Annotated in this window: 15 protein-coding genes, 2 tRNA genes, 1 pseudogene and 1 riboswitch; of the genes and pseudogenes, 11 read left to right on the forward strand and 7 right to left on the reverse strand. The window is 74.6% G+C overall.

Annotated elements, in window-relative coordinates:
- The 6 genes and pseudogenes from IE286_RS25550 to IE286_RS25575 all read left to right on the forward strand — a co-directional run.
- Window positions 1-403 (forward strand): annotated as a pseudogene (locus IE286_RS25550) (DEAD/DEAH box helicase); the annotation flags it as partial.
- Window positions 404-653: 250 nt separating this feature from the next.
- Window positions 654-726 (forward strand) — tRNA-Lys (locus tag IE286_RS25555).
- A gap of 402 nt (window positions 727-1128) precedes the next feature.
- Window positions 1129-2259 carry a dihydrofolate reductase family protein gene (locus IE286_RS25560; RefSeq protein WP_189799133.1) on the forward strand — a complete coding sequence of 377 codons (1131 nt, stop codon included), beginning with the start codon at window positions 1129-1131 and terminating at the stop codon, window positions 2257-2259.
- A 100-nt stretch (window positions 2260-2359) separates the two neighbouring features.
- Window positions 2360-2433 (forward strand) — tRNA-Met (locus tag IE286_RS25565).
- Between the two features lie 428 nt (window positions 2434-2861).
- Window positions 2862-3018, forward strand: a riboswitch (cyclic di-AMP (ydaO/yuaA leader).
- Window positions 3019-3029: 11 nt separating this feature from the next.
- A complete protein-coding gene (locus IE286_RS25570) occupies window positions 3030-4070 on the forward strand; it encodes a M23 family metallopeptidase (RefSeq protein WP_189799134.1) in 1041 nt (346 codons plus the stop codon).
- Window positions 4071-4165: 95 nt separating this feature from the next.
- Window positions 4166-5110: an aldo/keto reductase gene (locus IE286_RS25575; protein WP_189799135.1), complete on the forward strand. Its 945-nt coding sequence runs from the start codon at window positions 4166-4168 to the stop codon at window positions 5108-5110.
- A gap of 148 nt (window positions 5111-5258) precedes the next feature.
- On the opposite strand, the gene IE286_RS25580 is transcribed toward IE286_RS25575, so the two are convergent.
- The 4 genes from IE286_RS25580 to IE286_RS25595 form a co-directional block, all read right to left on the reverse strand.
- On the reverse strand, window positions 5259-6746 hold the full coding sequence (locus IE286_RS25580; RefSeq protein ID WP_189799136.1) for a PrsW family intramembrane metalloprotease: 1488 nt from the start codon (window positions 6744-6746) through the stop codon (window positions 5259-5261).
- Between the two features lie 47 nt (window positions 6747-6793).
- A complete protein-coding gene (gene trmB / locus IE286_RS25585; protein WP_229863731.1) occupies window positions 6794-7609 on the reverse strand; it encodes a tRNA (guanosine(46)-N7)-methyltransferase TrmB in 816 nt (271 codons plus the stop codon).
- 172 nt (window positions 7610-7781) lie between these two features.
- A complete protein-coding gene (gene lhgD / locus IE286_RS25590; RefSeq protein ID WP_229863722.1) occupies window positions 7782-9026 on the reverse strand; it encodes an L-2-hydroxyglutarate dehydrogenase in 1245 nt (414 codons plus the stop codon).
- Between the two features lie 387 nt (window positions 9027-9413).
- Entirely contained in the window at window positions 9414-10838 is a 1425-nt protein-coding gene (locus IE286_RS25595; RefSeq protein ID WP_189799138.1) for an NsdA family TPR-like regulatory protein, read from the reverse strand.
- 748 nt (window positions 10839-11586) lie between these two features.
- Here IE286_RS25595 and IE286_RS25600 point away from each other — a divergent pair.
- A complete protein-coding gene (locus tag IE286_RS25600; protein ID WP_189799139.1) occupies window positions 11587-13674 on the forward strand; it encodes an asparagine synthase-related protein in 2088 nt (695 codons plus the stop codon).
- Between the two features lie 183 nt (window positions 13675-13857).
- Window positions 13858-17364, forward strand: a complete 3507-nt coding sequence (locus IE286_RS25605) for an AfsR/SARP family transcriptional regulator (protein WP_189799140.1) — start codon at window positions 13858-13860, stop codon at window positions 17362-17364.
- A 49-nt stretch (window positions 17365-17413) separates the two neighbouring features.
- Here the strand turns inward: IE286_RS25605 and IE286_RS25610 are convergent, their stop codons facing one another.
- On the reverse strand, window positions 17414-19372 hold the full coding sequence (locus IE286_RS25610; protein ID WP_189799141.1) for a sigma-70 family RNA polymerase sigma factor: 1959 nt from the start codon (window positions 19370-19372) through the stop codon (window positions 17414-17416).
- A gap of 186 nt (window positions 19373-19558) precedes the next feature.
- A complete protein-coding gene (locus IE286_RS25615; protein ID WP_189799142.1) occupies window positions 19559-20338 on the reverse strand; it encodes a TetR/AcrR family transcriptional regulator in 780 nt (259 codons plus the stop codon).
- A 397-nt stretch (window positions 20339-20735) separates the two neighbouring features.
- Here IE286_RS25615 and IE286_RS25620 point away from each other — a divergent pair, with 397 nt between their 5' ends.
- Together IE286_RS25620 and IE286_RS25625 are read left to right on the forward strand one after the other, a co-directional pair.
- Window positions 20736-22112: an NAD(P)/FAD-dependent oxidoreductase gene (locus IE286_RS25620; protein ID WP_189799143.1), complete on the forward strand. Its 1377-nt coding sequence runs from the start codon at window positions 20736-20738 to the stop codon at window positions 22110-22112.
- Between the two features lie 242 nt (window positions 22113-22354).
- Window positions 22355-24028: an ATP-binding SpoIIE family protein phosphatase gene (locus IE286_RS25625; RefSeq protein ID WP_189799144.1), complete on the forward strand. Its 1674-nt coding sequence runs from the start codon at window positions 22355-22357 to the stop codon at window positions 24026-24028.
- Window positions 24029-24113: 85 nt separating this feature from the next.
- On the opposite strand, the gene IE286_RS25630 is transcribed toward IE286_RS25625, so the two are convergent.
- Window positions 24114-25382, reverse strand: coding sequence for an MFS transporter (locus tag IE286_RS25630; protein WP_189799147.1), 1269 nt, complete (start codon window positions 25380-25382; stop codon window positions 24114-24116).
- Window positions 25383-25553: 171 nt separating this feature from the next.
- Here IE286_RS25630 and IE286_RS25635 point away from each other — a divergent pair, with 171 nt between their 5' ends.
- Window positions 25554-26108, forward strand: coding sequence for a MarR family winged helix-turn-helix transcriptional regulator (locus tag IE286_RS25635; RefSeq protein ID WP_189799145.1), 555 nt, complete (start codon window positions 25554-25556; stop codon window positions 26106-26108).
- Window positions 26109-26460: the final 352 nt, after the last annotated feature.

The following is a 26460-nucleotide window of genomic DNA, read 5'->3' on the forward strand; positions in this document are numbered from 1 at the left end:
CGGGGACCGTGACCGCGACCGTGGTTTCGACCGCGACCGCGGGGACCGCGACCGCGACCGTGGTTTCGACCGCGACCGCGGGGACCGTGACCGCGACCGTGGTTTCGACCGCGACCGCGGGGACCGCGACCGCGACCGTGGTTTCGACCGCGACCGTGCCCCCCGCTCCTTCGACCGCCGGGACGAGCGTGGCGGTTTCCGCCGGGACGACCGTCCGGCTCGGCGCGACGAGCGGGGCGGGCACCGGGGCGGCGACCGCCCGTTCAACCGGGACCGCCGTGACGACCGCCCCGGCTTCCGCTCGGGCGGCCACGAGCGGCCCTACGGCCGCCGGGACGACCACCGTGGTGGCGGCTCCTTCGGCCGCCGCGAGGACAAGCCGCGCTGGAAGCGCAGCGGCTGACGCCGTGTGAGGCAGGCTGACAGGGCCCGTACGACCAGGTGCGTACGGGCCCTATTCCATCGGCCGCCCGGCAGTGACCGCCTTGGAGAGGTGGCGTACGTCACGCCCCACGGCCCGGCTCGCGCCCGCCGGACAGCCCGCGCCGGACACCCGCCGACCGGCCGATCCGTGACGCGCAGGCGCCGGCTTGCCGATACCCGATCTGCGCGGCGGCCTCCTCGGGCTATGCTCGGGGAGGCACCATCGCCCTGGGCCCTTAGCTCAATTGGCAGAGCAGTGGACTTTTAATCCATTGGTTGTGGGTTCGAGTCCCACAGGGCCTACCGCTGCGGGGGAGGGGGTCACCCCCTCTGACCTGCTACGCAGCGCTCGGGTCGGCCTCGGTCGACTCGGGCGCTGCGTCGTCTTTCGGCTCGTGCGTGAACGATGCGTGAGCGGATGCGCCGACGTGATCGTGTGCGCGCTGCCGTCCGCCTTCGTCGCTCGGGACCGCAGGGGCCCAGCCGTCAGCCGCGATCTCCTCGGCGGGGTGAAGAGGCCGGCTTCGAGGCCGTGGCCGGGGCTACGAGGACGGGCGGCGGGGGCTACGAGGACGGGCGGGGCTGAGCGAGACTGGACCGGGGCGGTCCGGGGCCTGTCGGGGCGCGGGGCCGCTTCCGTCCTGTCCGGCTCCGTCTGTGCCGTCGCCCCCTGTGGCCGGCGGCCCGCGAGGAAAGAGGGCGTCGATGCCTCTGCCCCACGTCCTGCTGTCCGCCGCCGTCTCCCTCGACGGCTGCCTGGACGACGCCGGCCCCGACCGTCTGCTGCTGTCCTCGCCGGCCGACTTCGACCGGGTCGACGAGGTGCGGGCGTCGGTGGACGCGCTCCTGGTCGGGGCGGGCACCCTGCGGGCCGACAACCCGCGGCTGCTGGTGGCCTCGGCCGAGCGGCGCGCGGCACGGGTGGCGAGCGGGCGGCCGGAGCATCCGCTGAAGGTCACCGTGACCGCCTCCGGCGATCTGGATCCGCGGGCGCGTTTCTGGCACACGGGCGGCGAGAAGGTCGTCTACACCTCCGACGAGGGTGCCCGGCGTCTGCGGCGGGCCGGTGTCGCCGCCGATGTGGTGGCCTTGGGGGCCGAGCCGGACTGGCGGCGGCTGCTGGAGCATCTGCACGACGTCCGCGGGGTGCGCCGGCTGATGGTCGAGGGCGGCGGCACGGTGCACACTCAGCTGCTGCAGCGCCGGCTGGTCGACGAGATACACCTGGTGGTGGCGCCGTTGCTGGTCGGGGATCCGCGGGCGCCGCGGATGTTCGGGCCGGGGGCGTATCAGAGCGGGCGGCTGCGCCTGCTGGAGACGCGGGCCGTCGGGGACGTCGTCCTGATGCGGTACGAGCCGACCGAGCCCGGCACCGGGGCGGGTGCCGTGCCCGCGGACCGGCACTGGCTGCGGATCGCGTGCGAGCTGGCGGCGCAGTGCCCGCCGTCGCGGACCGCGTTCAGCGTGGGGGCCGTGGTGGTCGCGGCCGACGGCACCGAGCTGGCCCGTGCGCACTCGCGTGAGGGCGGTGACCCGGTGGTGCACGCGGAGGAGGCGGCGCTGGCCAAGATCGACCCCGCGGATCCGCGGCTGCCGGGTGCGACGGTCTACAGCAGCCTGGAGCCGTGCGCCCGACGCGCCTCCCGGCCGCGTCCGTGCGCCCGGCTGATCCTGGATGCGGGGGTGCGGCGGGTCGTCACGGCCTGGCGGGAGCCGGACACGTTCGTGCCGGGCGCCGACGGGGCCGGGCTGCTGGTGCGCGAGGGTGTCGAGGTCGTGGAACTGCCGGAGTTCGCCGGTGCGGCACGGGAGCCGAACCGGCATCTGCTGGGGTGAGCGGTGCCCCCGCGGCGGCCGGGGGCCGGATGCGCGACGAGGGCCTCGCCGGGGTGTGTGCGAGCACTGCCGCGCATGGCGTACACTTGATACGTACCGACGCGGGGTGGAGCAGCTCGGTAGCTCGCTGGGCTCATAACCCAGAGGTCGCAGGTTCAAATCCTGTCCCCGCTACTGAAAACTCAGGGCCGGAATCCGATCAGGGTTCCGGCCCTGAGTGTTGTGCGGCCCTGAGTGGTGCGGGCGGCCGGTCCTGTCGGTGGGGCGGGCAGGGTCCTGTCGGGGCGGGTGTCTGTCGGTGCGTGAGGCGTGGTGCGGGTCCGTGGCAGGTGCCGGACGGTGACGGTGTGTGGTCACCTCGTCCCCGTCTGCATCACGACTGACGAAATGTCACATGCCGTTGGCGTGCGCCAGGGTGTGTTTTCCGGTCGTCGTTGGCCGGATTTCCAGGTCAACTCGCCCTGATTCGGCCCGCGATGACGCAGATGCCCTGGCCTGAAAAGCTGCAAGGAACAAGCCGTACGGGCTTGGAAACGGTGCCTCGCGTCTATTAACGTTCGATAACGCAGCGCGGTCGTCCCAGCCGTCACAAGAGGCGGCTCCGCGCGCGCACGCCGAATCCCGCAAGGGAACCGGGGAACCATCCACCAGGGGTGAATCGGGCCCGACTGCCCTGTTTTGCACGGCAGTTGACGCGCGTAGGAGACCTTCCTGCTCCGAACCCGTCAGCTAACCCGGTAGGCGAGACGGAAGGAAAGGAGTGCGCCTCCGTGGCGTCCAACCGGCCTGCTCCCGAAGCCCCGTTCATGCCGAGCCCGCACACCGGGACCTTCGGCTACGACGCCCGGCAGCCCGACGAGGGCACCTGGACGGAGTGGAACCCCACCGAGGAGTTGGTCCGTCCGGTGCGCGGCCGGCACCGGGTCGTCAAGCAGCGCGGCGGCGGATTCGCCCGCAGCTCCACCGTGCTCGGTGTGGGTGTGATCGCCGCCGTAGGAGCGGGCGGCATGGCCAGCGCCAACCCGGGCAAGCCGCCGGTGTCCATCTCCCTGCCGGACCTGCCGTCCGTGGGTTCGCTGCTCGACACCTCCGCGCAGCACACCGGCACCGAGCAGGGCTCCGCGACCGCGCTCAGCGATGTCACCGAGGTCGCCGCCGAGGCCGACGGGAACACCGCCGCCGGCAGCACCGACGCCGGAGAGGCGCTGCGCAACCGGATCATCGCCCAGGCCGAGCAGCAGCGGGCCCAGGTCGAGATCAAGGCGCAGGAGGCGGCCGACGCCGCCGCCGACCGGCAGGCCGAGCAGGCCGCCGCCCAGGCGCAGAAGGAGGCCGCCGCCGCGAAGCAGAAGGCGGAGGAGGAGGCCGAAAAGAAGGCCGAGGCGGAGCGGCTGGCGCGGCTGGCCAAGCAGTACACGCTGCCGACCTCGTCGTACACCATCACCTCCACCTTCGGTCAGGCCGGCTCGATGTGGTCCAGCGGCCACCACACCGGCCTGGACTTCGCCGCACCCACCGGCACCCTGATCAAGGCGATCCACAGCGGCACCATCACCCAGGCGGGCTGGGCCGGGGCCTACGGCTACCGCACGGTCCTCACCCTGGACGACGGCACCGAGCTGTGGTTCTGCCACCAGTCGTCGATCACCGTGTCCGTCGGCCAGAAGGTGAACACCGGCGACGTCATCGGCCGGGTGGGCGCCACCGGCAACGTGACCGGCCCGCATCTGCACCTGGAGGTCCACCCGGACGGGCAGGCCGCCGGCATCGACCCGATGGCGTGGCTGCAGGGCAAGGGACTCCAGCCGTAGGCGTGGCCCGGCCCCGAGGGGGCCGTTTGCGTGATCTTTGCCGACGGGCACGGCGGAGGACGGAATGAACGGGCCCGGCCGGTGTTGACGTGGGTATGACTTCTGTGCGCACGCTCGGTCCGTCGGACCTCGAGGTCTTCCCGCTCTGCCTCGGCGGCAACGTCTTCGGCTGGACCGCCGACGAGAAGCAGTCCTTCGCCGTCCTGGACGCGTACACCGCCGCGGGCGGCAACTTCATCGACACCGCCGACTCGTACTCGGCGTGGGTGGAGGGCAACAAGGGCGGCGAGTCGGAGACGGTCATCGGCCGGTGGCTGGCGAAGCGGGGCAGGCGCTCCGACGTCGTCATCGCCACCAAGGTCAGTCAGCACCCGGAGTTCCAGGGCCTGTCCGCGGCCACCATCAAGGCCGCCGCCGACGCCTCCCTCCGGCGGCTGGGCACCGACTACATCGACCTGTACTACACCCACTACGACAAGCCCGAGGTGCCGGTCGAGGAGATCATCGGCGCGCTGGACGAGCTGGTGCGGGCGGGCAAGGTCCGGTACATCGCCGCCTCCAACATCTCCCCCGAGCGCCTGCGGGCCTCGCTGGCGTTCTCCGACCGGGAGGGGCTGGCCCGGTACGTGGCGCTCCAGCCGCACTACAACCTGGTCTCGCGCGACACCTACGAGGGCGAGCTGCGGGACGTCGCCCGGGGCTGGGGGCTGGCCGCCGTGCCGTACTGGGCGCTGGCCGCGGGCTTCCTCACCGGCAAGTACCGGCCCGGTGTCACGGTCGACAGCGCGCGGGCGAGCGGTGCCGGCGCGCACCTGGAGACCGAGCGCGGGCGGAAGGTCCTCGCCGCGCTCGACGAGGTGGCCCAGCGGCACGGCGCCGAGGTCGCCACGGTGGCGCTGGCGTGGCTGGCGGCGCAGCCGACGGTGGCCGCCCCGATCGCCTCGGCGCGGACGGTGGAGCAGCTCCCGGCGCTGCTGGCCATGGCGGATGTGCAGCTGACGGACGACGACCTGGCCGAGCTGAACCGGGCCTCGGCCTGAGCGGTCCGGGCGGACCAAGCAGGCAGATCCAAGCAGACAGAGCAGACAGGGCAGGGCCGGTTCCCGTCGGCGGGGCCGGCCCTGCGTACGCCGAAGGGCCGGGCCGGCATGCCCGGGCCGCCGTCCCAGGGCTGGTGCGGGCCCGGCCTCAGGGCTGGTGCGGGGCCCGGGGGTCGTGGCCGTGCCAGGGGCCGTAGGGGCCTGCCGGTCCCTGGGGTCCCGGGGCGGCGGGCGGTGCAGCCGGCCCCTGGGGTGCCGCGGTGGGTCCGGTGACGGGGGCTGCCGGGCCGGGGAAGGGGTGCGGCTGCCCGGCCGGCGGGGTGTGCGGGTACCGCTGGGACTGCCCGTACACCCCGTACACCGGCCACGGGGGTGCGGCCACCCGCACCGGCGGTGCGGTCATGCGGGCCGCGTGGTCGAGGGCCGGCTGGGCCACCTCGCGCCGCCGCCACATCTCGTGCAGCAGGGCCTGCTCCCGTGCCACGAAGTCGGCCCCGGCCCGGCCCAGACGGCCCCGGCGGCGCAGGAACGCCAGCGAGGTCGCGTAGGCCTCGTACTCGGCCACCGCCCGCGCACCGGACGTGCCCAGGTGCCGTCCGGCGTAGTCACGGGCCAGTCGGCGGGCCCGCAGGGAGCCCAGCGCGAAGGGTTCCGCGGGGGTCAGCCACCCGGCGGCGGCGTACCCGGGCAGCTCCTCGCGCACGGTGCGCAGCTCCCGCTGCCGGGACCAGATGACCAGCCAGGTCAGCAGCCCGAACGCGGGCACCATGAAGGCGACGTAGACGGCGAAGAAGCCGAACCGGCCGAAGCTCGACGAGCCGTTCCACAGGGCGTGCATGCCCATCGCGAGCAGCAGTCCGGCCGGCGGCAGCAGGTAGCGGCGGAGCTGCCGCTGCTGTCCGGTGGGGCCGCGGTCCCCGGTCAGGGCGGCCGCCATGCCGAAGCCGATGCCGGTCAGGACGGTGAACAGCGGGTGCGCGAACGGCGACATGATCACGCGGACGACGAAGGTCGCCAGGGTCGCGGAGGCGATGCCCTGGCCGCCGGTGAGCTGGTCGGTGCCGAACGCGGTGCCCAGGTAGAGGATGTTCTCGGTGAACGCGAAGCCGGTCGCGGTCACGCCCGCGATCACCACGCCGTCGACGATGCCGGTGAAGTCGCGTCTGCGGAACAGGAAGATCAGCAGGACGGCGGCGGCTTTCGCGGACTCCTCCACCACCGGGGCGATCACGGTGGCGCCGAGGGTGTCGGCGCCCGACGGGTCGGCGGTGGCCGTCGCGATCCACCGGGTCGCGAAACTGTTGGCGACGATCGCGATGAGCGCCGCCGCGCAGGCGCCCCAGGCGAAGGCGAACACCATGTTCCGCCAGGGGCCGGGGTCGACCCGGTCCAGCCAGCGGAAGGCCGCGGTCAGCAGGGGGACCGGCAGCACGGCCAGCCCCAGACCCACCAGGAATCCCTCGGTGCCGGTCTGGCGCCTCACCAGGGCGAGGATGACCAGCCCGGACAGGGCGAGCAGAGCGGCGAGGGCGCCGTAGCGCACCCGGCGCCGCATCCACCAGTGCCGGTGTCCTGGCCGGCCGCCGTAGGGCGCAGGGCCGTCGGGATGGGTCGGGTACGGGGGACTGATGGCCACGTCATGACCCTAACGAGGGAACGAGCCGCCCGCGACGGGGTTGTCGTTCACCCCCGGCCGGTGGCCGCGTCCCGGTGCGGGACGCGACGGAACAGCAGGTCACGCACCACGTGACCCTTCTGAAGGCCCTGGCTTTCGAAACGGGTCAGCGGCCGGAACGCGGGGCGGGGGGCGAAGCCGCCCTCGGGCACCGTGTTCTCGTAGTCGGGGTGGGCGGTCAGCACGTCGAGCATCTGCTCGGCGTACGGCTCCCAGTCGGTCGCGCAGTGCAGCACCGCGCCCGGCTTGAGCCGGGTGGCGGCCAGCGTCAGAAACTCCGGCTGAATCAGCCGCCGCTTGTGGTGTCGCTTCTTCGGCCAGGGGTCGGGGAAGTAGACGCGCAGCCCGTCGAGGGAGTCGGGGGTGAGCATCTCGCGCAGCAGGATGATCGCGTCGCCGTTGCCGACCCGGACGTTGGTCAGCCCGTTCCGGTCGGCGAGGTTCAGCAGATTGCCCTGGCCGGGGGTGTGCACATCGACGGCGAGGATGTTGGTGTCCGGGTCGTCGGCGGCCATCCGTGCGGTGGCCTCACCCATGCCGAACCCGATCTCCAGCACCACGGGGCGGGTGTTGCCGAACAGCTCGGCGAGGTCGATCACCCGCTGTCCGTCGATGTCCAGTCCCCACACGGGCCACAGCCGCCGCAGGGCGTCCGCCTGGCCGGCGGTGACCCGGCTGCGGCGCGGCTGGAAGCTGCGGATCCGGCGCTCGAAGTGCGATCCGGCCGGGTCGGCCTTGGGCCCGCCCGGGAACCGCGGCTCGCCCTTGGCGCGGCCACGGGGCACGGACGCCCCGGCAAAGGCGGCACCGGAGACTTCGGAGATGTGGGATTGCACAGATTCAGACACGGTGACACCGATTGTACGGTCCACCGGGCCCGGGGCCGGCCTGCTTGTTCCGTTCACGGGCCCGGGACCGGCCTGCTCGTTCCGTTCACGGGCCCGGGGCCGGCCGGCTCGGGCCGGCGGCCGGCCGCGGAACCGGGCGGAGTCCGGCTCACCGCACCTGCTCCAGCACGTCCAGCGCCCTGCGGGCCACCTCTCTGCCGATCGGCAGAGAGGCGGTGGCGGCCGGCGAGGGCGCGTTGAGCACATGCACCGTCCGGACGCCCTGCCGGATGAGGAAGTCGTCCACCAGCGTGCCGTCCCGCAGCACCGCCTGGGCGCGCACGCCCGCCGCCGCGGGCACCAGATCCGCCTCCTGCACCCCGGGCAGCAGCCGCCGCACCGCCTCGGTGAACGCAGCCCTGGACACCGACCGTCGCAGCTCCCCGGCCCCGTGGCGCCAGTGCCGGCGCGCAAGGTGCCAGCTGCCGGGCCAGCTCAGCGTGGACGCCAGCTCCCGGGGCCGGACCACCCACCAGTCGTAGCCCTCCCGGGCCGGCGCCGGCACCGCGTTGGGTCCGATGTGGACGCTGCCGTCGATGCCCCGGGTCAGATGCACCCCGAGGAACGGGAACGCCGGATCCGGCACCGGGTACACCAGTCCCCGCACCAGCTCGGGGCGGGCGAGCGTGTAGTACTCCCCGCGGAACGGCACGATCCGCACGCCCGGGTCGTCACCGGCCAGCCGGGCCACCTCGTCGCAGTGCAGCCCCGCGCAGTTCACCAGGACGCGTGCGCGCAGCACGTCGCCGGCGGCCGTGCGGACCGCCACCCCCAGCTCGGGCCGCCGGTCCACCTGGACCACCCGGGCCCCGCAGCGGATCTGCGCGCCCGAAGCCTCGGCCAACTGCCGGGCCACCCCCGTGTAGTCGCAGATCCCCGTGGTGCCCACATGGATCGCGGCGACTCCGCGGACCTCGGGCTCGTACTCGGTGATCTGGGCGGGGCCCAGTTCGCGCACCGGGATGCCGTTCTCCCGGCCGCGCTGCACCAGGGCGTGCAGGCGGGGCAGCTCCTCCCGGCCGGTGGCGACGATCAGCTTGCCGGTGACGGCGTGGGCGATGCCGTACTCCGCGCAGAACGTGACCATCTCGGCGGCGCCGCGCACCGCGTAGCGCGCCTTGAGGGAGCCGGGGCGGTAGTAGATCCCGCTGTGGATCACTCCGCTGTTGCGTCCCGTCTGGTGCAGGGCCAGGTCCGGCTCCTTCTCCAGCACGGTCACGCGCGTGCCCGGTGCGGCGCGTGTGATCGCCCAGGCCGTCGACAGGCCGACGATCCCGCCGCCGACCACCAGCACGTCACAGTCATGAGCGATCCTGTCCCGCACCCGCTGCACCTCCCGGATCCGATCGTGCACTGCGTCACTGACAATGCCGGGAAGAACAGGAGAACGCAGCCCGTCCGGCACCCCGGCGAGCGCCTTCGACGGGCGGGCGGGTGTTGCCGGGCGCGGGGGAGCCGGCTCATGAGCCGGAGCCGTGCGGGAGTCCCCGGTGCGCGGCCGCGGACGAAGCCGCCGGTGCGCGGCGGTGGTGACGTCTCCGGTGCGTGGAGGTGTGTGACGTCTCCGGTGCGCGGTCGTGGACGAACGTGGGTCGTGGACGAACGTGGACGAAGAACGCGGACGACGAAGAAGGAGAGACCGCTCCGGCCGGGCGGCGGTCCGGCCCAAGCGGCCGGACCGAGGCCTTGCCCACCGCGGACCGGCCGTCCGCATCCCCGGGGTGGGCCGGGTCCGTACGGCTCAGGCCGGCGCCATCAGCAGGGGCCGGGCGCGCTCGCGCAGCTCCGCCACGCACGGTTCGTCGCCGTAGGGCTCCAGGCGGTGCAGCAGGTCCTTGACGTATTCCGTGGTGCGCGCCGAGGAGATGCGTCCGGCGACCTCCACGGCCCGTACGCCCTGCTCGCAGGCGGTGTCCAGGTTCCCCGACTCCAGTTCGGCCACCGCGGAGACGACCAGGCGCAGGCCGTGCGAGCGGACGTACTCCTCGGTGGGCTGGGACAGGGCCTGCTCGGTGAAGCGGCGGACCTGCCGGGGCGCCTTGAGGTCGCGGTAGCACTCGGCGGCGTCGGCGGCGAACCGGTCGTAGCCGTAGAAGCCGAGCCAGGAGGGGTCGTTGTCGCCGTCCCGGCTGCGCTCCAGCCAGCTCTCCGCGGCCTTCAGGGCGGCGCCGGCCGCCTGGGCGTCTCCCGCGCGCGCGTGGGCGCGGGCCTCGACGAGGTGGAAGAAGCTCATGGTGCGTGCCGTGGCCAGGCCGCGGTTGCGTTCCAGGGCGGCCTGGGCCAGGTCGACGCCTTCGTCGCCGAAGCCGCGATAGGTGGCCTGCAGGGACATCGACGCCAGCACATAGCCGCCCAGGGGCACGTCGGCCGCCGCTCGGGCCAGCCGCAGCGCCTGGATGTAGTAGCGCTGCGCGGCTTCCTGCTGGCCGGTGTCGAAGGCCATCCAGCCGGCGAGGCGGGTCAGTTCGGCGCTCGCCCCGAACAGGGCCCGGCCCACCTCGTCGGAGTACGAGCCGAGCAGCAGGGGTGCCGCCTCCACCCGTAAGCACTCGGGCACCATGGACGAACGCCAGTCGCCGCCGCCGTACTTGGAGTCCCAGCGCCTGGCGTCCTCGGCGGCCTCCCGGAGTTTCTGCACATCGCTGTGGCCGACCTTGACCGGTGCGCCGGAACCCTCTGTCACGGGGGCCTCGCGCGCCACCGAGCTGTCGGCCGGGGTTATCAGCCACCGGGAGGCGGGAGTGGCGTAGGCGCTGACCGCGAACGACCCGGCGAGCGACTGCCAGATGCTGCCCGAGCCGGCCCGCCGGCCGGCCAGGTCGAGCCGGTACAGCTCGGTCGCCGACTTCACCGCCTGGCTGACGTCCCGGGGGAAGGAGAGACCCACCTCGGGCGCGGGATCCGCCTCGGCCAGGCCGATCTCGTGGAGCGGCACCGGACGGCCGAGCTTCTGCCCGATGGCGGCCGCGATGAGGTGCGGCGCGGCGCCCTGCGGCACCATGCCCTTCGACACCCAGCGCGCCACCGAGGTCTTGTCGTAGCGAAGAGTCAGCCCGCGCTGGGCGCCGAGGTCGTTGACGCGTCGCGCGAGCCCTGCGTTGCTGATCCCCGCGAGGGCGAGAACGGCGCCGAGTTTCTCGTTCGGCCCGCGTTGCTCCCTGGACATGCGCCACCCCTCGACACAGACGGCTGCCGCTTGGCATAACCCCGCGGCATTCGTAAACCCAGCGTAGTTCGCCGCATCCCAAGCGTTAAGGGGCATTCTGCCGGATGGCGGGAATGTGGCCCGCGCGGCCGGACGGGGTCCTCACGCACCGTCGCCGTGTGCTCCCGTTGTGTGGCCGTGCGCCTGTGTGTGCGCTCTCCTTCGGCCGGCCGGAGAGCGGTTCCATGGATGCGCGTGGGTCGGCCCGCTGTACTGGAGCCAGTGGGCTGGGGGACACCGCCGCTTCGATCCCCGCGGGCGGCGGAACGGTCCGGGAGGCGTCCTCCGTCTCCCGGACCGCGCGCCGGCCGCGCGTGGTGCGCGGCATGCACGGAGCGTGCCCACGCCTGCGGTATGTTCTCACTATTTGGCTGAAAATCGATCCAGCTTCTCGCCATCAACTCCCTTCCTCACCACGGCACTTGCTCGCGCACGGGGTGCCGGGCCGGGCGCATCAGGGGGCGCATTCAGGTCGGCGGGCACATGCCGGGCGGACGGGCGGCCGACGTGTGCCGGACCGCCGCCGCAGCCTGCCCATACCGTCATCTCCCTTGTCAGGCACGGTCGTTCGACGCCGCGGACGGGCGCACGGGGGGCGCACCAGGTGCCATGACGGTCGCTGCGCCTGCCCGCCCGTGCGCCCTCTTCGTGGCAGCATGGGACCCGGTTCGTACCGTGCACTGGATGTCCACAGGCCGTGGAGGCGTCGATGCGGTGGTTGGTGGGGTGGAGCAGCGCCGCCGCGAGGACAGGCGGCCTCGGCTCCGCGGGTGCCGCCGGCTACGACGGCGAGACCCTGTCTCCCGTGGGGTCCCAGCTGCTGTGGGGCGACCCCGATCCGCTGTGGGCGGTCGGCGACTGGCGTCCGGACGAGATCCGGCTGGTCGAAGCCGACGCGCAGACCAGGATCGCCGTGCTCGGCCTCTGCGGCGCCTCCGACGAACAGCTGCGCATCGGCCTGCTCGCCGCGCGCGGGGGCGCACTGCGCCATCTGACCGCCTGGCCGGGCAGCTACACGGCCGTCGTCCAGGTCGGCCGCCGCATCACCGTCTGCGGCGACCTCGCCGGCGCCCGCCCCGTCTTCCACACCCCGTGGGCTGGCGGCACGGCGTACGCGACGGCCGCGCTGCCGCTGGCCGACCTCGTCGAGGCCGACCTGGACATCGCCCACCTCGCCGCCCTGCTGGCCGCCCCGGACGTGCCCGCCGCGCTGCAGGACTCCACGCCCTATGCCGGGGTGCGGCGCGTCCCGCCGGGGCACGCCCTGATCCTGCGCACCGGTGCCGCCGAGATCGCCGGGTACGAACCGGTGGCCTCGCTCGCCGTGGCGGCGCCCCCGGCCGACCCGCGCAGCGCCGTGGACGCCGTCCGGGACGCCCTGGTCGAGGCGGTCCGGGTCCGTCTGGCGGCACCCCGCCATGTGCCCGCCGTCGATCCCGGGCCGGTGCCCGGCATGGGCCCCGCCGACCGCCGGGCCGCCCGCGGCATGCCGGTGCCGGGCGTGGGCGCGGACCTGTCCGGGGGACCGGCCTCGGCGACGCTCGCGCTGCTCGCCGCCGGCCTGCCCGGCAACCCCGGCACCTTGCACGGCCACGGCACCGGCGCCGGGGAACGCCTGCTGGCCGTCACCTTCAACGACCTTGTCACCGGCGGCGGCGAGGCGGAACTGGAGCGGGCCGGCGCGATCGCGGCCAACCCCCGCCTGCACCATGTGGTCGTCACCGGCGGCGAGGACGTCCTGCCGTACGCCGTCCTGGACGGCCCGCTCACCGACGAGCCCGGCGCCGCGCTGGTCACCGCGGCACGGCACCGCGCCCGCCTGGCCGCGGGCAGCGCCGACCACTTCACCGGGCACGGCGCCCGCCAGGTGCTCGACGCCCATCCCGCGCGCCTGGCCGACCTGCTGATGGACCGCAAACGGCGCCATCTCGTCCGGCCCGTCGCCGCCCTGGCCAAGGCCGACGGATCGGTGACGGTCCCCGCGCGCGTCTACGCCGCGGCACGCCGGCTGGCCCGCACGCCGTACCGGGCCGGCATCGAACTGCTCGCGGACCGGCTGCTGTACCGCCGCCTCGACGAGCCCGCGGGTGCCGCGGGCGCCTCGCTCGCCGCCCTGACCTGGGCCAGACCCGGGCCCGCCGCACGCTGGCTGACAGGCGAGGCCCTGGCTGAAGTATCGGTTCGCCTGCAGAGTGCGACGGGCCGTGCGACGTTCGGACCGGGCCAGCGCCCGGGCGACCACCGCGCGCGTGCCGCCCTGGCCCGGCACGCCGCCGACCTGCGGGTCCTGGAGCAGGCGGCGGAGATCCGCTCCCAGCGGCTGCATGCCCCCTTCCTCGACAACCAGGTCGTGCGCGCCTGCCGCGCCCTGCCGGAGGCACTGCGGGTCCGGCCCGGGGCGCGCGCGGCCGTTCTGCGCACCGTCCTGGAAGGCGCCGGAGTGGGCGAACTGCCCCCCGGCTGGGGCGCCCCCTCCCACGCGGAGGCGTCCGCCGCCGCCCGCGCCGGGCTGCGCAGGGCGGCCGACGACCTCATCTCCCTGTTCGCCACCCCCTTGCTCGCCGACGCCGGGCTGATCGAGGCGCGCGTGGTGCGCAAGGCCGTGCGGGCCGCGGCCCAGGGCGCGCCGCTGCCGCTGGACGGCCTGGCCCACCTGGTCTCCATGGAACTGTGGCTGCGGCGTCTGCTGACCCGCCGCGGCACCTGCTGGACCGGCACCCCGAGCCGGGCGCGTGCCGTGCCCGCCGGCATCACACCCCAGCGGGGGCTGCTCGCCTCCGGCGGGCGCGCGTCGTAGCCGGGGCCGTCGTAACGGGGGCGCGTCGCAGCGGGGGCGGGTGGTGGCCGGTGCGCGTGCGTCGCAGCGGGGGCGGGTGGTGGCCGGGGCGCGTGCGTCGCAGCGGGGGCGGGTGGTGGCCGGGGCGCGGCGGCCGACGGCACAGCGGGTGCCCCCGCGTTCCCTCCCGGGGACAATGACCCGGTGCGGTACACCATTCTGGGCGTCACCCAGGCGGAGGACGACCGGGGCACAGTTGTACCCGTGGGCGGCCCCCGCCTGCGCGCCCTGCTCACCGCGCTGGCCCTGCGGCCCGGGCGGCCGGTTCCCGTGGGCGTCCTGGTCGACGAGGTGTGGGGCGACGCCCCGCCCCGGGACGCGGTGGCCGCGCTGCAGGCCCTGGTCGGCCGTCTGCGCCGGGTGCTGGGCAGCGAGGCCGTCCGGTCCGCGGCGGGCGGATACGGGCTCGCCGCCGAGCGCGAGGACGTCGACCTGTTCGTCTTCGAACGGCTCGTCCGGGACGGTGTCGCCGCCCTCGACGACGGTGACGCCGAGGCGGCGGCCCGGGCCCTGGACTCCGCGCTCGCCCTGTGGCGCGGGCCCGCCCTCGCCGACCTGCCCGACCGCACGGCGGCTGCCGCCCGCCCCGAAGCCCTGCTCCTGCAGGCCCGCCGCGCCCGCGCCGAGGCGGCGCTGCGGCTGGGCCGCGCCCAGCAGGTGCTGCCCGAGCTGGCGGAACTCACGGCGGCCCATCCGCTCGACGAGCCGCTGCACGGCCTGCTCATCCGCGCCCTGCGCGACACCGGCCGCGGCGCCGACGCCCTGTCCGCCTACGACCGCGTCCGCCGTGCCCTCGCCGACACCCTGGGCACCGACCCGGGGCCCGAGTTGCGCGCCCTGCACGCCGAACTGCTCACCCGGGACCGGTCTCCGGGGGAGCCAGGGGCCCGGGTCTCCCGGGATGTTCCGGCCGCCCCGGACGACGCGGCGGCGGAGACGGACCCGGCAGGTCCCGTGCGGGGGCCGGGAGCGCGGGGCGTCACGGACTCCGCGGCGTCCGCACCGCCGTCCGCGCCGGCAGACGCGTCCGCGTCGGCAGCGGCACCCGGCGCGACCTCTTCTGCAGCGGCACCCGGCGCGACCTCTTCGGCAGTGGCACCCGGCGAGACCGTCCCGCCCGCAGGCAGCGGCACCATCCGTCCCCGCCTGACCTCCTTCGTGGGCCGGGAGCGCGAACTCGCCTCGCTGCGTGCCGATCTGCAGGGCTTCCGGCTGGTCACGCTCACCGGGCCGGGCGGGTCCGGCAAGACCCGTCTCGCCGAGGAGGCAGCCGTCAGGACGCCGTCCGCCTGGCTGGTGGAGCTGGCCCCGCTCGACCGGCCGGAGGCGGTCCCCGGCGCGGTGGTCAGCGCGCTCGGCCTCAGGCAGACCGTGCTGATGACCAACGAGCTGGCGGCCCCGCAGGACGATCCCGTGGCCCGGCTCGTCGAGCACTGCGCCCGGCGCCGCATGCTGCTGGTCCTGGACAACTGCGAGCACGTCGTCGACGCGGCCGCCGGCCTCGCCGAGACCCTCCTCACCCGCTGCCCGCAGCTGACGATACTCGCCACCAGCCGGGAACCCCTCGGCGTCCCCGGCGAGGTGGTCCGCCCGGTCGAGCCGTTGCCCACCGACCAGGCGCTCCGCCTCTTCGCCGAACGCGCCGCCCTCGTCAGTCCCGACGCCGAGACCCTGCTGAGCGACACCGACGCCGTCGAGGAGATCTGCCGGCGCCTGGACGGCCTGCCGCTCGCCATCGAGCTGGCCGCCGCCCGGCTGCGGCTGCTCACCCCGCGGCAGATCGCCGACCGGCTCGACGACCGCTTCCGCCTGCTCACCGCCGGCAACCGGACGGCCCTGCCCCGCCAGCAGACCCTGCGGGCCGTCGTGGACTGGTCCTGGGACCTGCTCGACGAGCGGGAGCGGACCGTGCTGCGCGAGGTGTCCGTCTTCGCCGGCGGCTGGGACCTGGCCGCCGCCGAAGCCGTGTGCACCGGCCCCGTCGCCGACGTCCTCGGCTCGCTCGTCGACAAGTCCCTCATCGGCGCGACCCCGGGTCAGGACGGCGACGGCATGCGCTACCGCATGCTGGAGACCATCCACGAGTACGCCGAGGAGCGCGCCGCCGAGGTCCCCGGGCTGCGGGCCGCGGCCGAACGCCGGCACCGCGCCTGGGCCCGTGCGCTGGCCGAGCGGGCCGCACCGCTGCTCCGGTCGGACGCCCAACTGCCGTGGATCGCCCGGCTGGAGACCGAGCTGGACAACATCCGGGCGGCCCTCGACCGCGCGCTGCTGGCCGGCGACGAGGAGGACGCGGGCGCCGTCGTCGTGGCCATGGGGTGGTTCTGGTGGTTGCGCAACCACCGCCGGGAGGGCGCCGAGTGGGTCCGGCGCGTGCTGTGCCTGGGCGCGGCCCTCGACGCCGGCCAAGCCCCGGGCACCGCACCGGTCGGCGGGACGCCCGGCTGTGCCGACCCGGTCGACGCCTTCCTCGCCGCCGAGGACGAGCGGCACCACCCGCTGCACGCCCTGCGGATGGACCTGAGGATGCTGCACCTGTTCCTGACGTCCGAGTCCGAGCTGGCGGGCACGCTGCGCGACGAGCGGTTCGAGCGGTACGTGGCCGCGGTGCGCGCCTCGTTCGCCGGGGGCGGGCCGCGGGCCGCCCGGTTCCCGGGGATCCTCTGGCCGATGACCTTGCACTACGCCGGAAACCCCGGCGCGATCGCGCCCGCGCTGGACGCCGCCGTCGACACCTGTCGTGCGCACGGCGGCGACTGGGAGGTCGGGACGACCCTGATGTTCCGCACGCACATGGTCATCGACGCGCCCGGCGACCTGAGCGGTGCCGACGCCGACCTGGCGGAGCTGCGGCAGATCAGCCGGCGCGTGGGCGACCGCTGGATGCGCGCACAGGTGTGCGGCGCCGCCGGGGAGGCCGCCATGACCCGCGGACGGTACGAGGAGGCGCGCGTGGAGTACGAGGAGGCACTGCGCCTCGCCCACGAGGTCGGCGCGCACGCCGAGGCGCCGTTCCTGCTGGCCCGGCTCGGGGAGATCACCTACCGCTCGGGTGACCGCGCCGGTGCGCTGACCGTGCTGGACGAGGCGGGCGCCGCGGCCGAACGGTACCGGGTGGCGGACTCCCGGGCGTTCGTCCTGCTGCTGCGCGCGCAGATCGCCCTGGACGAAGGGGACCTGGCCGGGGCGCGCGCCCACTGGGACGAGGCCCGCGCGGAGAGCCGGCGCAGCACTCCGCCTCCGCAGTTCGAGGCGGTGCTGCGGGGTGTGGGCGGGTGCATCACGGTCGGCGAGTCCGGCCCCGAGCGGGGGCTTGTCCTGCTGGCGGACGCACTGCGCCTCGCCGTGGAGCAGCGGTGCTCCCGGATCGTCACGGCGGCGCTCGCGGAGACGGGGGCGCGGGCGCTGGCCGACCTGGGCGACGTGCCCCGCGCGCTGCGGCTGCTCGCGGCCGCCGGTCACTGGCGTGACGGCCTGCCCCGCAGCGTGCCCGAGCAGGCTCGGGCGCAGCGGGTCGAGGCCGCCGCCCGCGCGGCCCTCACCGTCGAGCAGCGCACCGCCGAGCGCGCCCGGGGCGCCGCCCTCACCCCGGACGGCGTGCTGGCGGAACTGGAGGAGGCCGGGCGCTGCTGTGCACCCGCCGGCCGCTGAACCGCCGCGCGGCTCGCCTTGCGTCGACCGGCCAGGATCGCCGGCGGCGTCAGGGGCAGGTGAACCGTGCCTGCGCCCAGTCCGCGAGCGCCAGGCGGCCGAGGGGGCGGTGCGGCTCGACGACCAGCCGTACGGTGCGGTGGCCGGTGAGGTCCACCCGGACGGGCAGGGCGGGCCCGCCGGGCGCCGGTGTTCCGGTCCACAGCCGGACGCCGTCGGCGTACACGGAGAAGGTGAGCCCGCCGCCCAGGCCCGCGGTCAGGTCGTCCCCGCCGACTCGTGCCTGGTAGGCCGAGCACGGGCGGTCGAGGTCCACGGTCACCGTGGACCGGCCGTGGACGGTCACCCCGTGGCGGTAGCGCGTGCGGCCGATCCACTGGCTGTGCCGTCGCCAGATCCACCCGCTGTCCCGCAGACGGATCTCGGGCGCGGTGCCGTCTCCGGTGACGTCGTAGTGCAGCCGGTTCAGTGCGTAGACCACCGGGGCTGGCGGGGACGTGGGTGTGGGGGTCGGCACCGGGGTGGGCGTCGGGGACGGCGTGGGGGTGGGGACGGGTGTGGGCCGGGGCGTGGGTGCCGAGGTGCGTGTGGGGGACGGCGACGGGGTGGGCGTGCGGGTGGGGGCCGGGGCCGGGCGCACCGCGGCGGGGACGGCCGGCGGCTTCGAGGCGGGGCGGGACGACGGCTCGGGCGGAACGGGGGCCGGTGCCACAGGAGTCACGGGCGCGGGCGGGGCCGCGGGGGACGGCGCCTGCGGGAGCACGGGGGAGACGGAGGACGGTGCCTGCGGTGCCGCCTGGGGCTTCGCGGCCGGGGTCCGGTGGGCGACCAGGGCGACGGCGGCCGCTGCGGCGGCCACGGCGACGACACCGGCCGCGACGCCGGCCTTCACCGCGGTGCCCAGCCCCTCGGAGGACGCACCGCCGCCGGCCGGCGAACCGCTCCCGGCGGCCGCACCGTTGCCGGCCACGGCCGTCCCGGCGGCTCCCGCCGCGCCCGCGGCACCGGCGCCGCCCGCGACGATGCCGAGGGCCTTGGCGTAGCCGGCCGCGCCGAACCAGCCGATGACGGCGACGGGAACGACGGCGGGGATGCCGCCGGCCACCTCCTCGATCTGCACGGCCGCGAGCCGGCACCGGGCGCACTCCGCCAGGTGCTTGCGCAGACCCCGCTCGGCGCGGCCGCGCAGCTTGCCCCTGGCCCAGCCGCCGAGCTGGTCGGCGTAGCGGGCGCACTCCTCGTCGTCGGTCAGTGCGGCGCTGACGTGGGCCTGCAGATAGGCCTGCTTCAGGCCTTCGCGGGCCCGGCTGGCCAGGACCCGGGTGCCGTTGGCGTCCAGCCCGAACAGGCGGGCGATCTGGCTGGGCGACTCGTCCTCCACCTCGGTGTGCCACAGCACGGCCTGCCACCGCTCGGGCAGCGACCGGAAGGCGCGCATGGCCAGGGACCGCTCCGCCTCCCGCATCGCCCGCACCTCGGCGCCCGGGTCCAGGGCCTCGTCGTCGGACGCCTCCAGCAGGCGGGCGGCCTGGGCGGCGAAGACCGCGAAGTCGTCCACCAGGTGCTCGCGCCGGGCCGTTCTGGTCCAGTGCGCGGCGACCCGGCGGACGGTGGTGAGCAGATAGGCGCGGACCGCGTGCTCGGGGCCGGCGCCGCCGCGGACCGCCTGCAGCATGCGGGCGAACACCTCGGCGGTCAGGTCGTCGGCGGTGTCGGCGTCGCGGCAGCAGGTCCGCGCATACCGGCGCACGGCCTGAGCGTGGCGCCGGTACAGCTCCTCGTACGCCGTGTCGTCGCCCCCGCGCATCCGGGTGATCAGCTCGGCGTCGGACGGCGGCCGGGAGCCGGTGGACGGCACCGGCCCGGTGTTCTGCGCCGGCACGGCACCGGCCACCCTGCGTCGCGCGCGGCTGCCGGGTCCGCCCTGGCGCGGTACCTGCGGGCGGCGCGTGCCGCCCGCGTCGGCCTCGCCGTCGCCGTGAGGCTCGTCCTGCCTGCCCGCGCTCATCGCCGATAGCCCCCGCCGCACGCCGAGCCCGTCCCTGTCACCGGGTCAGCGTGCCACAGCGGCAGCGGCCGGACGGCGGGCAGCAACGATTCGCCACCCGTCCGTGCGGCTCTCCCGCGCGCAGAACGACGAAAGTTCACCCGGACAGGTGATGGGGCGGGAGTGTGCCGGAGCGCACGCCCCCGCTCACGCGGGACGGGACCGCAACCCCTCCAGCAGGATGTCCAGCAGCCGCGCCGAGGCCGCCGCCTGCTGGGCCGCGTCCGGAAGCGAGGGCGCCGCCGTGGCGATCACCAGCAGCACGTCCGACACCGTCACGTCCGGCCGCAGCTCGCCCGCGTCCCGCGCCCGCTGCACGAGCCGGCCCACGACCTCCAGCAGCGCCGCCACCCCGGCCTCGTCCTGCTCCCGGTCCGCCGCACCGGCCACGGAAGCACCCGCACCCCGCACGGACCTCGGCCGGCCGCTCTCCGGCTGCGTCCGCTGCGCGGGCACCCGTGCCTCGCCCTCCGCGGCCGCCTCCTCCGCGACACCGACCCGCAGCACCTGCGGCGGCAGCAGCCGGCCGGCGCCCGAGGCCACCGAGGTGCGCAGGAAGCGGGACAGCGCCTGCCACGGTTCTTCCTCCTGGCCCAGCGCGGCCCGCGCCTGCTCGGTCAGCCGCGCGGTCTCCTCCTGCGCTATGCGCCGCACCAGGACGTCCTTGCTCGGAAAACGCCGGTACACCGTGCCGACGCCGACCCGCGCGCGCCGCGCCACGTCCTCCATCGGCGCGCCGTAGCCCAGCTCGCCGAAGACCTCGCGCGCCGCCCGCAGCACATGCTCCAGATTGCGCTGCGCGTCCACCCGCAGCGGTGTCGTCCGCGCCGGTGCCGGCCCGCGCCCGCCGCCCCCTGTCACGCCCTTCCCCCCGCCGTCGGCCGCGACGGCGGACGTGCCGGACCAACGAGTCTCCTGAATGTGCATGAGTGATCCCCCGGACATCACGTCTCCCCCCGGAGACTTCCCCGCCTGTGCGCAACGCGGGTGCACGGAACGGAGAACGCACGCTCGACCGAGCCGTCGTCCGGGATCCGGCGGGACCCCTTCGACGCCCGGCCACCTCCTCCACACCCCGTCGACAGACGAACATAGTTGAGAGTGCGTCAATTAAGAAGAGGCCCGTTCCGGGCGGAGCGCCGCCCGATCGGAGGACGCCCCTCCGGTGCCGTCACCGCCTCCCCGCACCCACCCCCGAGAACCACCGCTGACCTGCACACATGCCCCTTTCCACAGCCGCGCGGGCCGCACCCGACCCTCACGTCCGCCGGTCATACACATTGCCGGGCCTGTGGACAAACAGCAGTCACGGGTGCGTCATGGGATGGTGAAGCAACGCGCGCGCATTCTCGTTGTCGGCGGCGGCTACGTCGGGATGTACACGGCTCTGCGCCTGCAGCACCGGATGAGACCGGAGATCGCCCGGGGCGGACTGGAGATCACGGTCGTCACCCCCGACCCCTATATGACGTACCAGCCGTTCCTGCCCGAGGCAGCCGCCGGCGCGATCTCGCCGCGCCACGTCGTCGTACCGCTGCGCCGGGTCCTCGGCCGCTGCCGGGTGATCACCGGCGAGGTGACCCGCATCGAGCACGCGCGGCGCACCGCACACCTCACCACCCCCGCCACGCAGGAGAAGGGCGGCACCGAGACGCTGACGTACGACGAACTCGTCCTCGCCCCCGGATCCGTCTCCCGCACCCTGCCCGTCCCGGGCCTCGTCGACTACGGCATCGGTTTCAAGACCGTCGAGGAGGCCATCGGCCTGCGCAACCACGTCATCGAGCAGATGGACATCGCCTCCTCCACCCGCGACCCGGCGATCCGCGACGCCGCCCTCACCTTCGTCTTCGTCGGCGGCGGCTACGCCGGAGTGGAGGCCCTGGGCGAGCTGGAGGACATGGCCCGCTACGCCGCCCGCTACTACCACAACCTCACCCCCGAGGACATGAAGTGGATCCTCGTGGAGGCCTCCGACCGCATCCTGCCCGAGGTCGGCGAGGAGATGGGCCGCTACGCCCTCACCCAGCTGCGCCGTCGCAACATCCAGGTCCTGCTGCGCACCCGCCTGGAGTCGTGCGCCGACCGCGTCGCCGTCCTCAGCGACGGCCAGCGCCTGCCGACCCGCACCCTCGTGTGGACCGCGGGCGTGCGGCCGCACCCCCTGCTCGCCGCCACCGACCTGCCGCGCGACGACCGCGGACGCCTCAAGTGCACCGCCCAGCTGACCGTCGAGGGGGTGGAGCACGCCTGGTCGGCCGGGGACGCCGCCGCGGTCCCCGACGTCACCGCGGCCGGGCCCGGAGCACTCACCGCCCCCACCGCCCAGCACGCCGTCCGCCAGGCCAAGGTGCTCGCCGACAACATCGCCCACGCCCTGCGCGGCGAACCGCTGCGGACCTACGCGCACCGGTACGCCGGCTCGGTCGCCTCCCTCGGCCTGCACAAGGGCGTCGCCCTAATCCGCGGGCACCGGCTCATCGGCTACCCGGCCTGGTTCATGCACCGCGCCTACCACCTCAGCCGGGTGCCCACCGTCAACCGCAAGGCCCGGGTGCTCGCCGAATGGACCCTGGCCGGCCTGTTCAAACGGGAGATCGTCTCCCTCGGATCACTGGAGCACCCACGGGCGGAATTCGAACTCGCGGTCAGGGGAAAGCATCCACTCGACCCGCACATCAACCCGAAAGGGTCCTCCTGACCGGACCCAGGAACTCCGCCGTACGGCCCCGCGTCCCACGGATGTCGGCGGCTCGCGGCCGCGCTGCCAGACTGGTCGACGACCACCGCGCGGCCGGCCGTCCGCCCCGACCACCGAAGACCACCCCCGCTGTGCCGCACCCCCACGGGGCAGCGACCCCGCGCGGTCACCGCCGCACGTCCCCCCACCCCCCTGACCGGGCCCGGAGCCGGCCCGGGACGACAGACACGAGGCAAGGATTCGTGAACTTCACGCGCTGGAGCGCCCGGCTCCCCGCACTCCCCGGCACCCACCGCCGCGCCGCGGCACGGACCGCGCTGGCCACCACCCCGGAGCACCGGTCCGACGGATCCGTTCCCGCCGCCCGCGCCGAACAGCCGACCGGGCGGACGACGGTGCTCGCCGTGGACGACCTCCCCACCCGCCACGTCCTCGAACGCGTCCCCGCGCTCGTCGCCCTCGTCCACGGCCCCGACCACCGCATCGCCTACGTCAACCCCGCCTACACCTCCGCGTTCGGCTCCCGCCCCCTGGGCGAACCCGCGCGCGACGCCCTGCCCGAACTGCGCGACCTCGGCCTGCTTCCGCTGCTCGACCAGGTCCTGCGCAGCGGCAGGTCCCGCACCCTGAAGTCCCGCAAGGCCCCCGACGGCCGCTCCTACACCTTCACCTGCACCCCCGTCACCGACTCCGGCTCCGCGGACGGCCCCGTCACCGAGCCCGGTGTGCTGGTCTTCGCCACCGACGTCACCGACCACGCCGAGGCCGCCGAACGCCTGCGCGCCGGCGAACGCAGCCAGCGCGAGACCGCCGTCACCCTCCAGCGCTCTCTGCTCCCGCAGGTCCTGGAACAGCCCGACGACCTGCGCATCGCCGCCACCTACCAGCCCGGCGGCACCGAAGCCGCCGTCGGCGGCGACTGGTACGACGTCATCACCCTGGGCGGCGGCCGTACCGCCCTCGTCATCGGCGACGTCATGGGCCGCGGGGTGCGCGCCGCGGCCGTCATGGGCCAGCTGCGCACCGCCGTCCGCGCCTACGCCCGCATGGACCTGCCCCCGCACGAGGTCCTCCAGCTGCTCGACGGCCTCGCCGCCGAGATCGACGCCAACCAGATCGCCACCTGCGTGTACGCCGTCCACGACCCCAACGAGGGCCGGCTGGTGTACGCCTCCGCGGGCCATCTGCCGATCCTCGTCCGCGACGAGAACGGCACCGTGGTCCGCGCCGACGAGCCCACCGGACCCCCGCTGGGCACCGGCGGCTGGATGCACTCCTCCGGCTCCGTCCCGCTCGCCCCCGGCGCCACCGCCGTGCTCTACACCGACGGGCTGGTCGAACGCCGCGACGAGGACATCGACGAGGGCATCTCCGCCCTGGAGCGCGCCCTGGCCGGCGCCACCGGCACCCCGCAGGTCGTCTGCGACCGCCTGGTCCGCTCGGCCGGCCTGCAGGCCGGCCACGACGACGACGTCGCCGTCCTCGTCCTCCAGCATCCCGCCCGTACCGGCCCGGACAGCGAGCTGTTCCGCAACGCCACGCTCGAACTGCTCGGCGGCATCGAGGCCGCACCCCGCGCCCGCGCCTTCGCCTCCGGTGTCCTGACCAGCTGGCGCTTCCCGCCCGACCTGCACGACGCGGGCGTCCTCGCGGCCAGCGAACTGGTCGCCAACTCCCTCCAGTACGGCACGCCTCCGATGCGGCTGCGCCTGCGCCGCACCGACCGCCGCCTCATCATCGAGGTCACCGACGGCGACGACCATCTGCCCCGGCGCCGACAGGCCCAGCCGGCCGACGAGTCCGGCCGCGGCATCGCGATCGTGGCGACCATCGCCTCCCACTGGGGCGCCCGCCGCACCCCCGGCGGCGGCAAGGCCGTCTGGTGCGAGTTCCTGCTGCCGGAGGCACACCCCTAGGTCGCAAGCCGTCCACCAGGACAGCGGGCACACGCAAGGGCGGCCGCCACCCACGGTGACGACCGCCCTGGGAACAGGACCGGCTTCAGGCGTCCGCGGTCATCGTCTCCGCGGCGGGGCCGCCGCGCGCCACCACCCGGCCGCGCACCGCCCACGGGTGGTCCTGCACGACCGTCAGCCTCCGGCCCAGCCGCAGCGCGAGCACGCTGACGGCCAGTGAGACCACCACGAACGCCAGCACGTACGGCCCCGGCAGCGCGGCCGCCAGCGGGCCGCCCACCGCCGGGCCGACCGCCAGCGCCAGCTGCTTCACCAGGGCGAACGCCGAGTTGTACTGCCCGGCCATGCCCTGAGGCGCCAGATCCGCCACCAGCGGCGCCAGCGTCGGCGACAGCATCACCTCGCCCAGCCCGAACAGCGCGTACGTCGACACGAACGCCACCGTCGCCATGGCCCGGCTGCCGTGCCCGAGCCCCGCGTACGCCGCGACGGCCCACGCGACGGCCCAGACGACGCCCACCGTGGCGATCACCCGGGTCCGCCGGCGCCGTTCCACGAACCGCAGCACCACGAACTGCGCCACCACGATCATCAGCGTGTTCGCGGCCAGCGCCGTCCCCAGCGTGGACGTCGACACCCCGACCGCCTCCACGCCGTACGCGCTCAGCCCCGACTCGAACTGCCCGTAGCAGGCGAAGAACAGCACGAAGCCCAGCACGCACAGCTGCACCATGGTCCGGTCGCCCAGCAGTTGCCGCCGGCTCGCCTTGGCGGGGCCGGCCTGCGCCGCAGTCTCCTGCAGCCGTGGCGCCTTCGGTGTCCGCACCGTCGCCATCAGGACCACCAGCAGCAGGAACACCGCGGCCTGGAGCGAGAACAGCAGGGTGAAGGAGGGCAGCCGCGTGGTGTCCACCAGGTGACCGCCGATGAGGCCGCCGACGCCCAGCCCCAGGTTCTGCAGGAAGAACTGCACGGCGAACGCCCGCGACCGGTTCTCCGCCGTGGAGCAGTCCACGATCATCGTGGCCAGCGCGGGCTGCATCACCGCCTGTCCCGCACCGAGGGCGGCCGCCGACAGCAGCACCGGTGCGACCCCGCCCGACAGCCCCAGGCACAGCGACCCCAGCGCGGCCAGGACCAGGGCGGCGAGCAGGACCTGAAGCGGACCGCGCCGCACGATCGCCCGGCCGGCGAACGGCAGTACGACCAGCGCGGCCGCCGCGAACACGGCGAGGACCAGCCCCGCCGTCACCGATCCCAGCCCCCGCACCTGTGCCACGTAGACGTACAGATACGGGACAGTGAAACCGAGCCCGAACGCGCTGAGTGCGTTGCCCACGTGGATCCGGCGCATCGGTGCACCCACCGCCCTGGTCACGTTCCCCTCTCTTCTCTCCGGTCGTCGCGGCAAGATCCTTGCCGAGCCTCAGTAGTGAGATCTGAAGACTTCGAACCTAAAATTCGAAGCTAAAGAGTACACAGTGAAGGACTTCAATGCCAATCAGTCGCGTGCGATACTGCGGACATGGGAGAGACCGACGGCAGCATCGGCAGCGAGCCGACCCTCGAGGAGCAGATCGCCGCCTACCAGCGCGAGTTCCAGGACCTCGACCCCCAGGTGGAGAAGATCGTCTCCGCGCTCGGCCGCCTGAACCGCCGCATGAACGTCGCCTACGGCCGGCAGACCGCTGCCCTCGGTATCACCAACGCCGACTGGGAGGTCCTCAAGGCACTGGTGCTCTCCGGCCCGCCTTACCGCATGGGTCCCAGCGACCTCGCCAAGCGCCTGGGACTGACCCCGGCCGCGATGACCCACCGCATCGACCGCATGGTCGCCGAGGGCCTGGTCACCCGGGAACGCGACGAGTCCAACCGGGTCCGCGTCATCGTCGAGCTGACCCCCGACGGCCGCGCGAAGTGGCTGGAGGCCATGCGCCTGGCATCCGTCTTCGAGGGCGATCTGCTGCAGGATCTCTCCCCGGAGGAGCGCACGACCCTCGGCGAGGTGCTGACCAGGCTGCTGCGCCGGGTCGAGCACGCCCAGCCGGACGCCGGCGGCCGGCTCACCGACCTGGACTGAAAAAATCTTGATACGACGGCTTGACGCACCCCTCGCTGATCCGTAAGGTACTTCGGGTTGCCACGGAGCCGTCGAGCTTCCAGGGCAGCATCCTCGCCGCGCGAGCGGCACCTCAACTCTCAGCACGATCACCCCGTCGGGTCGATTTCGGCATGCCCGGAATCAATTCGCGCGGGACTTCGCGTTTCCACGCCCGGATCCGCCAGGACCCGATTGGGAATCGCGGAAGGAATCGGCTAAGGTTTGAGGCGTCGGAAGGGCCCAACAGCCCGGACGACGAACCCCGCTGACCGGGGATCAGCTCGAAAGAGATCTGATAGAGTCAGAAACGCCGGAAAGGGAAACGCGAGAG

It is taken from the genome of Streptomyces thermodiastaticus, assembly GCF_014656135.1.
In the GTDB taxonomy this organism is placed as follows: Bacteria; Actinomycetota; Actinomycetes; order Streptomycetales; family Streptomycetaceae; genus Streptomyces; species Streptomyces thermodiastaticus.

Excerpts from the sequence above, each read along its gene's own strand:
- IE286_RS25560 (WP_189799133.1), top strand. The coding sequence starts at position 1,129 with ATGCCTCTGCCCCACGTCCTGCTGTCCGCCGCCGTCTCCCTCGACGGC.
- IE286_RS25575 (WP_189799135.1), top strand. The coding sequence starts at position 4,166 with ATGACTTCTGTGCGCACGCTCGGTCCGTCGGACCTCGAGGTCTTCCCG.
- IE286_RS25595 (WP_189799138.1), bottom strand. The coding sequence starts at position 10,838 with ATGTCCAGGGAGCAACGCGGGCCGAACGAGAAACTCGGCGCCGTTCTC.
- IE286_RS25600 (WP_189799139.1), top strand. The coding sequence starts at position 11,587 with ATGCGGTGGTTGGTGGGGTGGAGCAGCGCCGCCGCGAGGACAGGCGGC.
- IE286_RS25610 (WP_189799141.1), bottom strand. The coding sequence starts at position 19,372 with ATGAGCGCGGGCAGGCAGGACGAGCCTCACGGCGACGGCGAGGCCGAC.
- IE286_RS25615 (WP_189799142.1), bottom strand. The coding sequence starts at position 20,338 with ATGCACATTCAGGAGACTCGTTGGTCCGGCACGTCCGCCGTCGCGGCC.
- IE286_RS25620 (WP_189799143.1), top strand. The coding sequence starts at position 20,736 with ATGGTGAAGCAACGCGCGCGCATTCTCGTTGTCGGCGGCGGCTACGTC.
- IE286_RS25630 (WP_189799147.1), bottom strand. The coding sequence starts at position 25,382 with ATGCGCCGGATCCACGTGGGCAACGCACTCAGCGCGTTCGGGCTCGGT.
- IE286_RS25635 (WP_189799145.1), top strand. The coding sequence starts at position 25,554 with ATGGGAGAGACCGACGGCAGCATCGGCAGCGAGCCGACCCTCGAGGAG.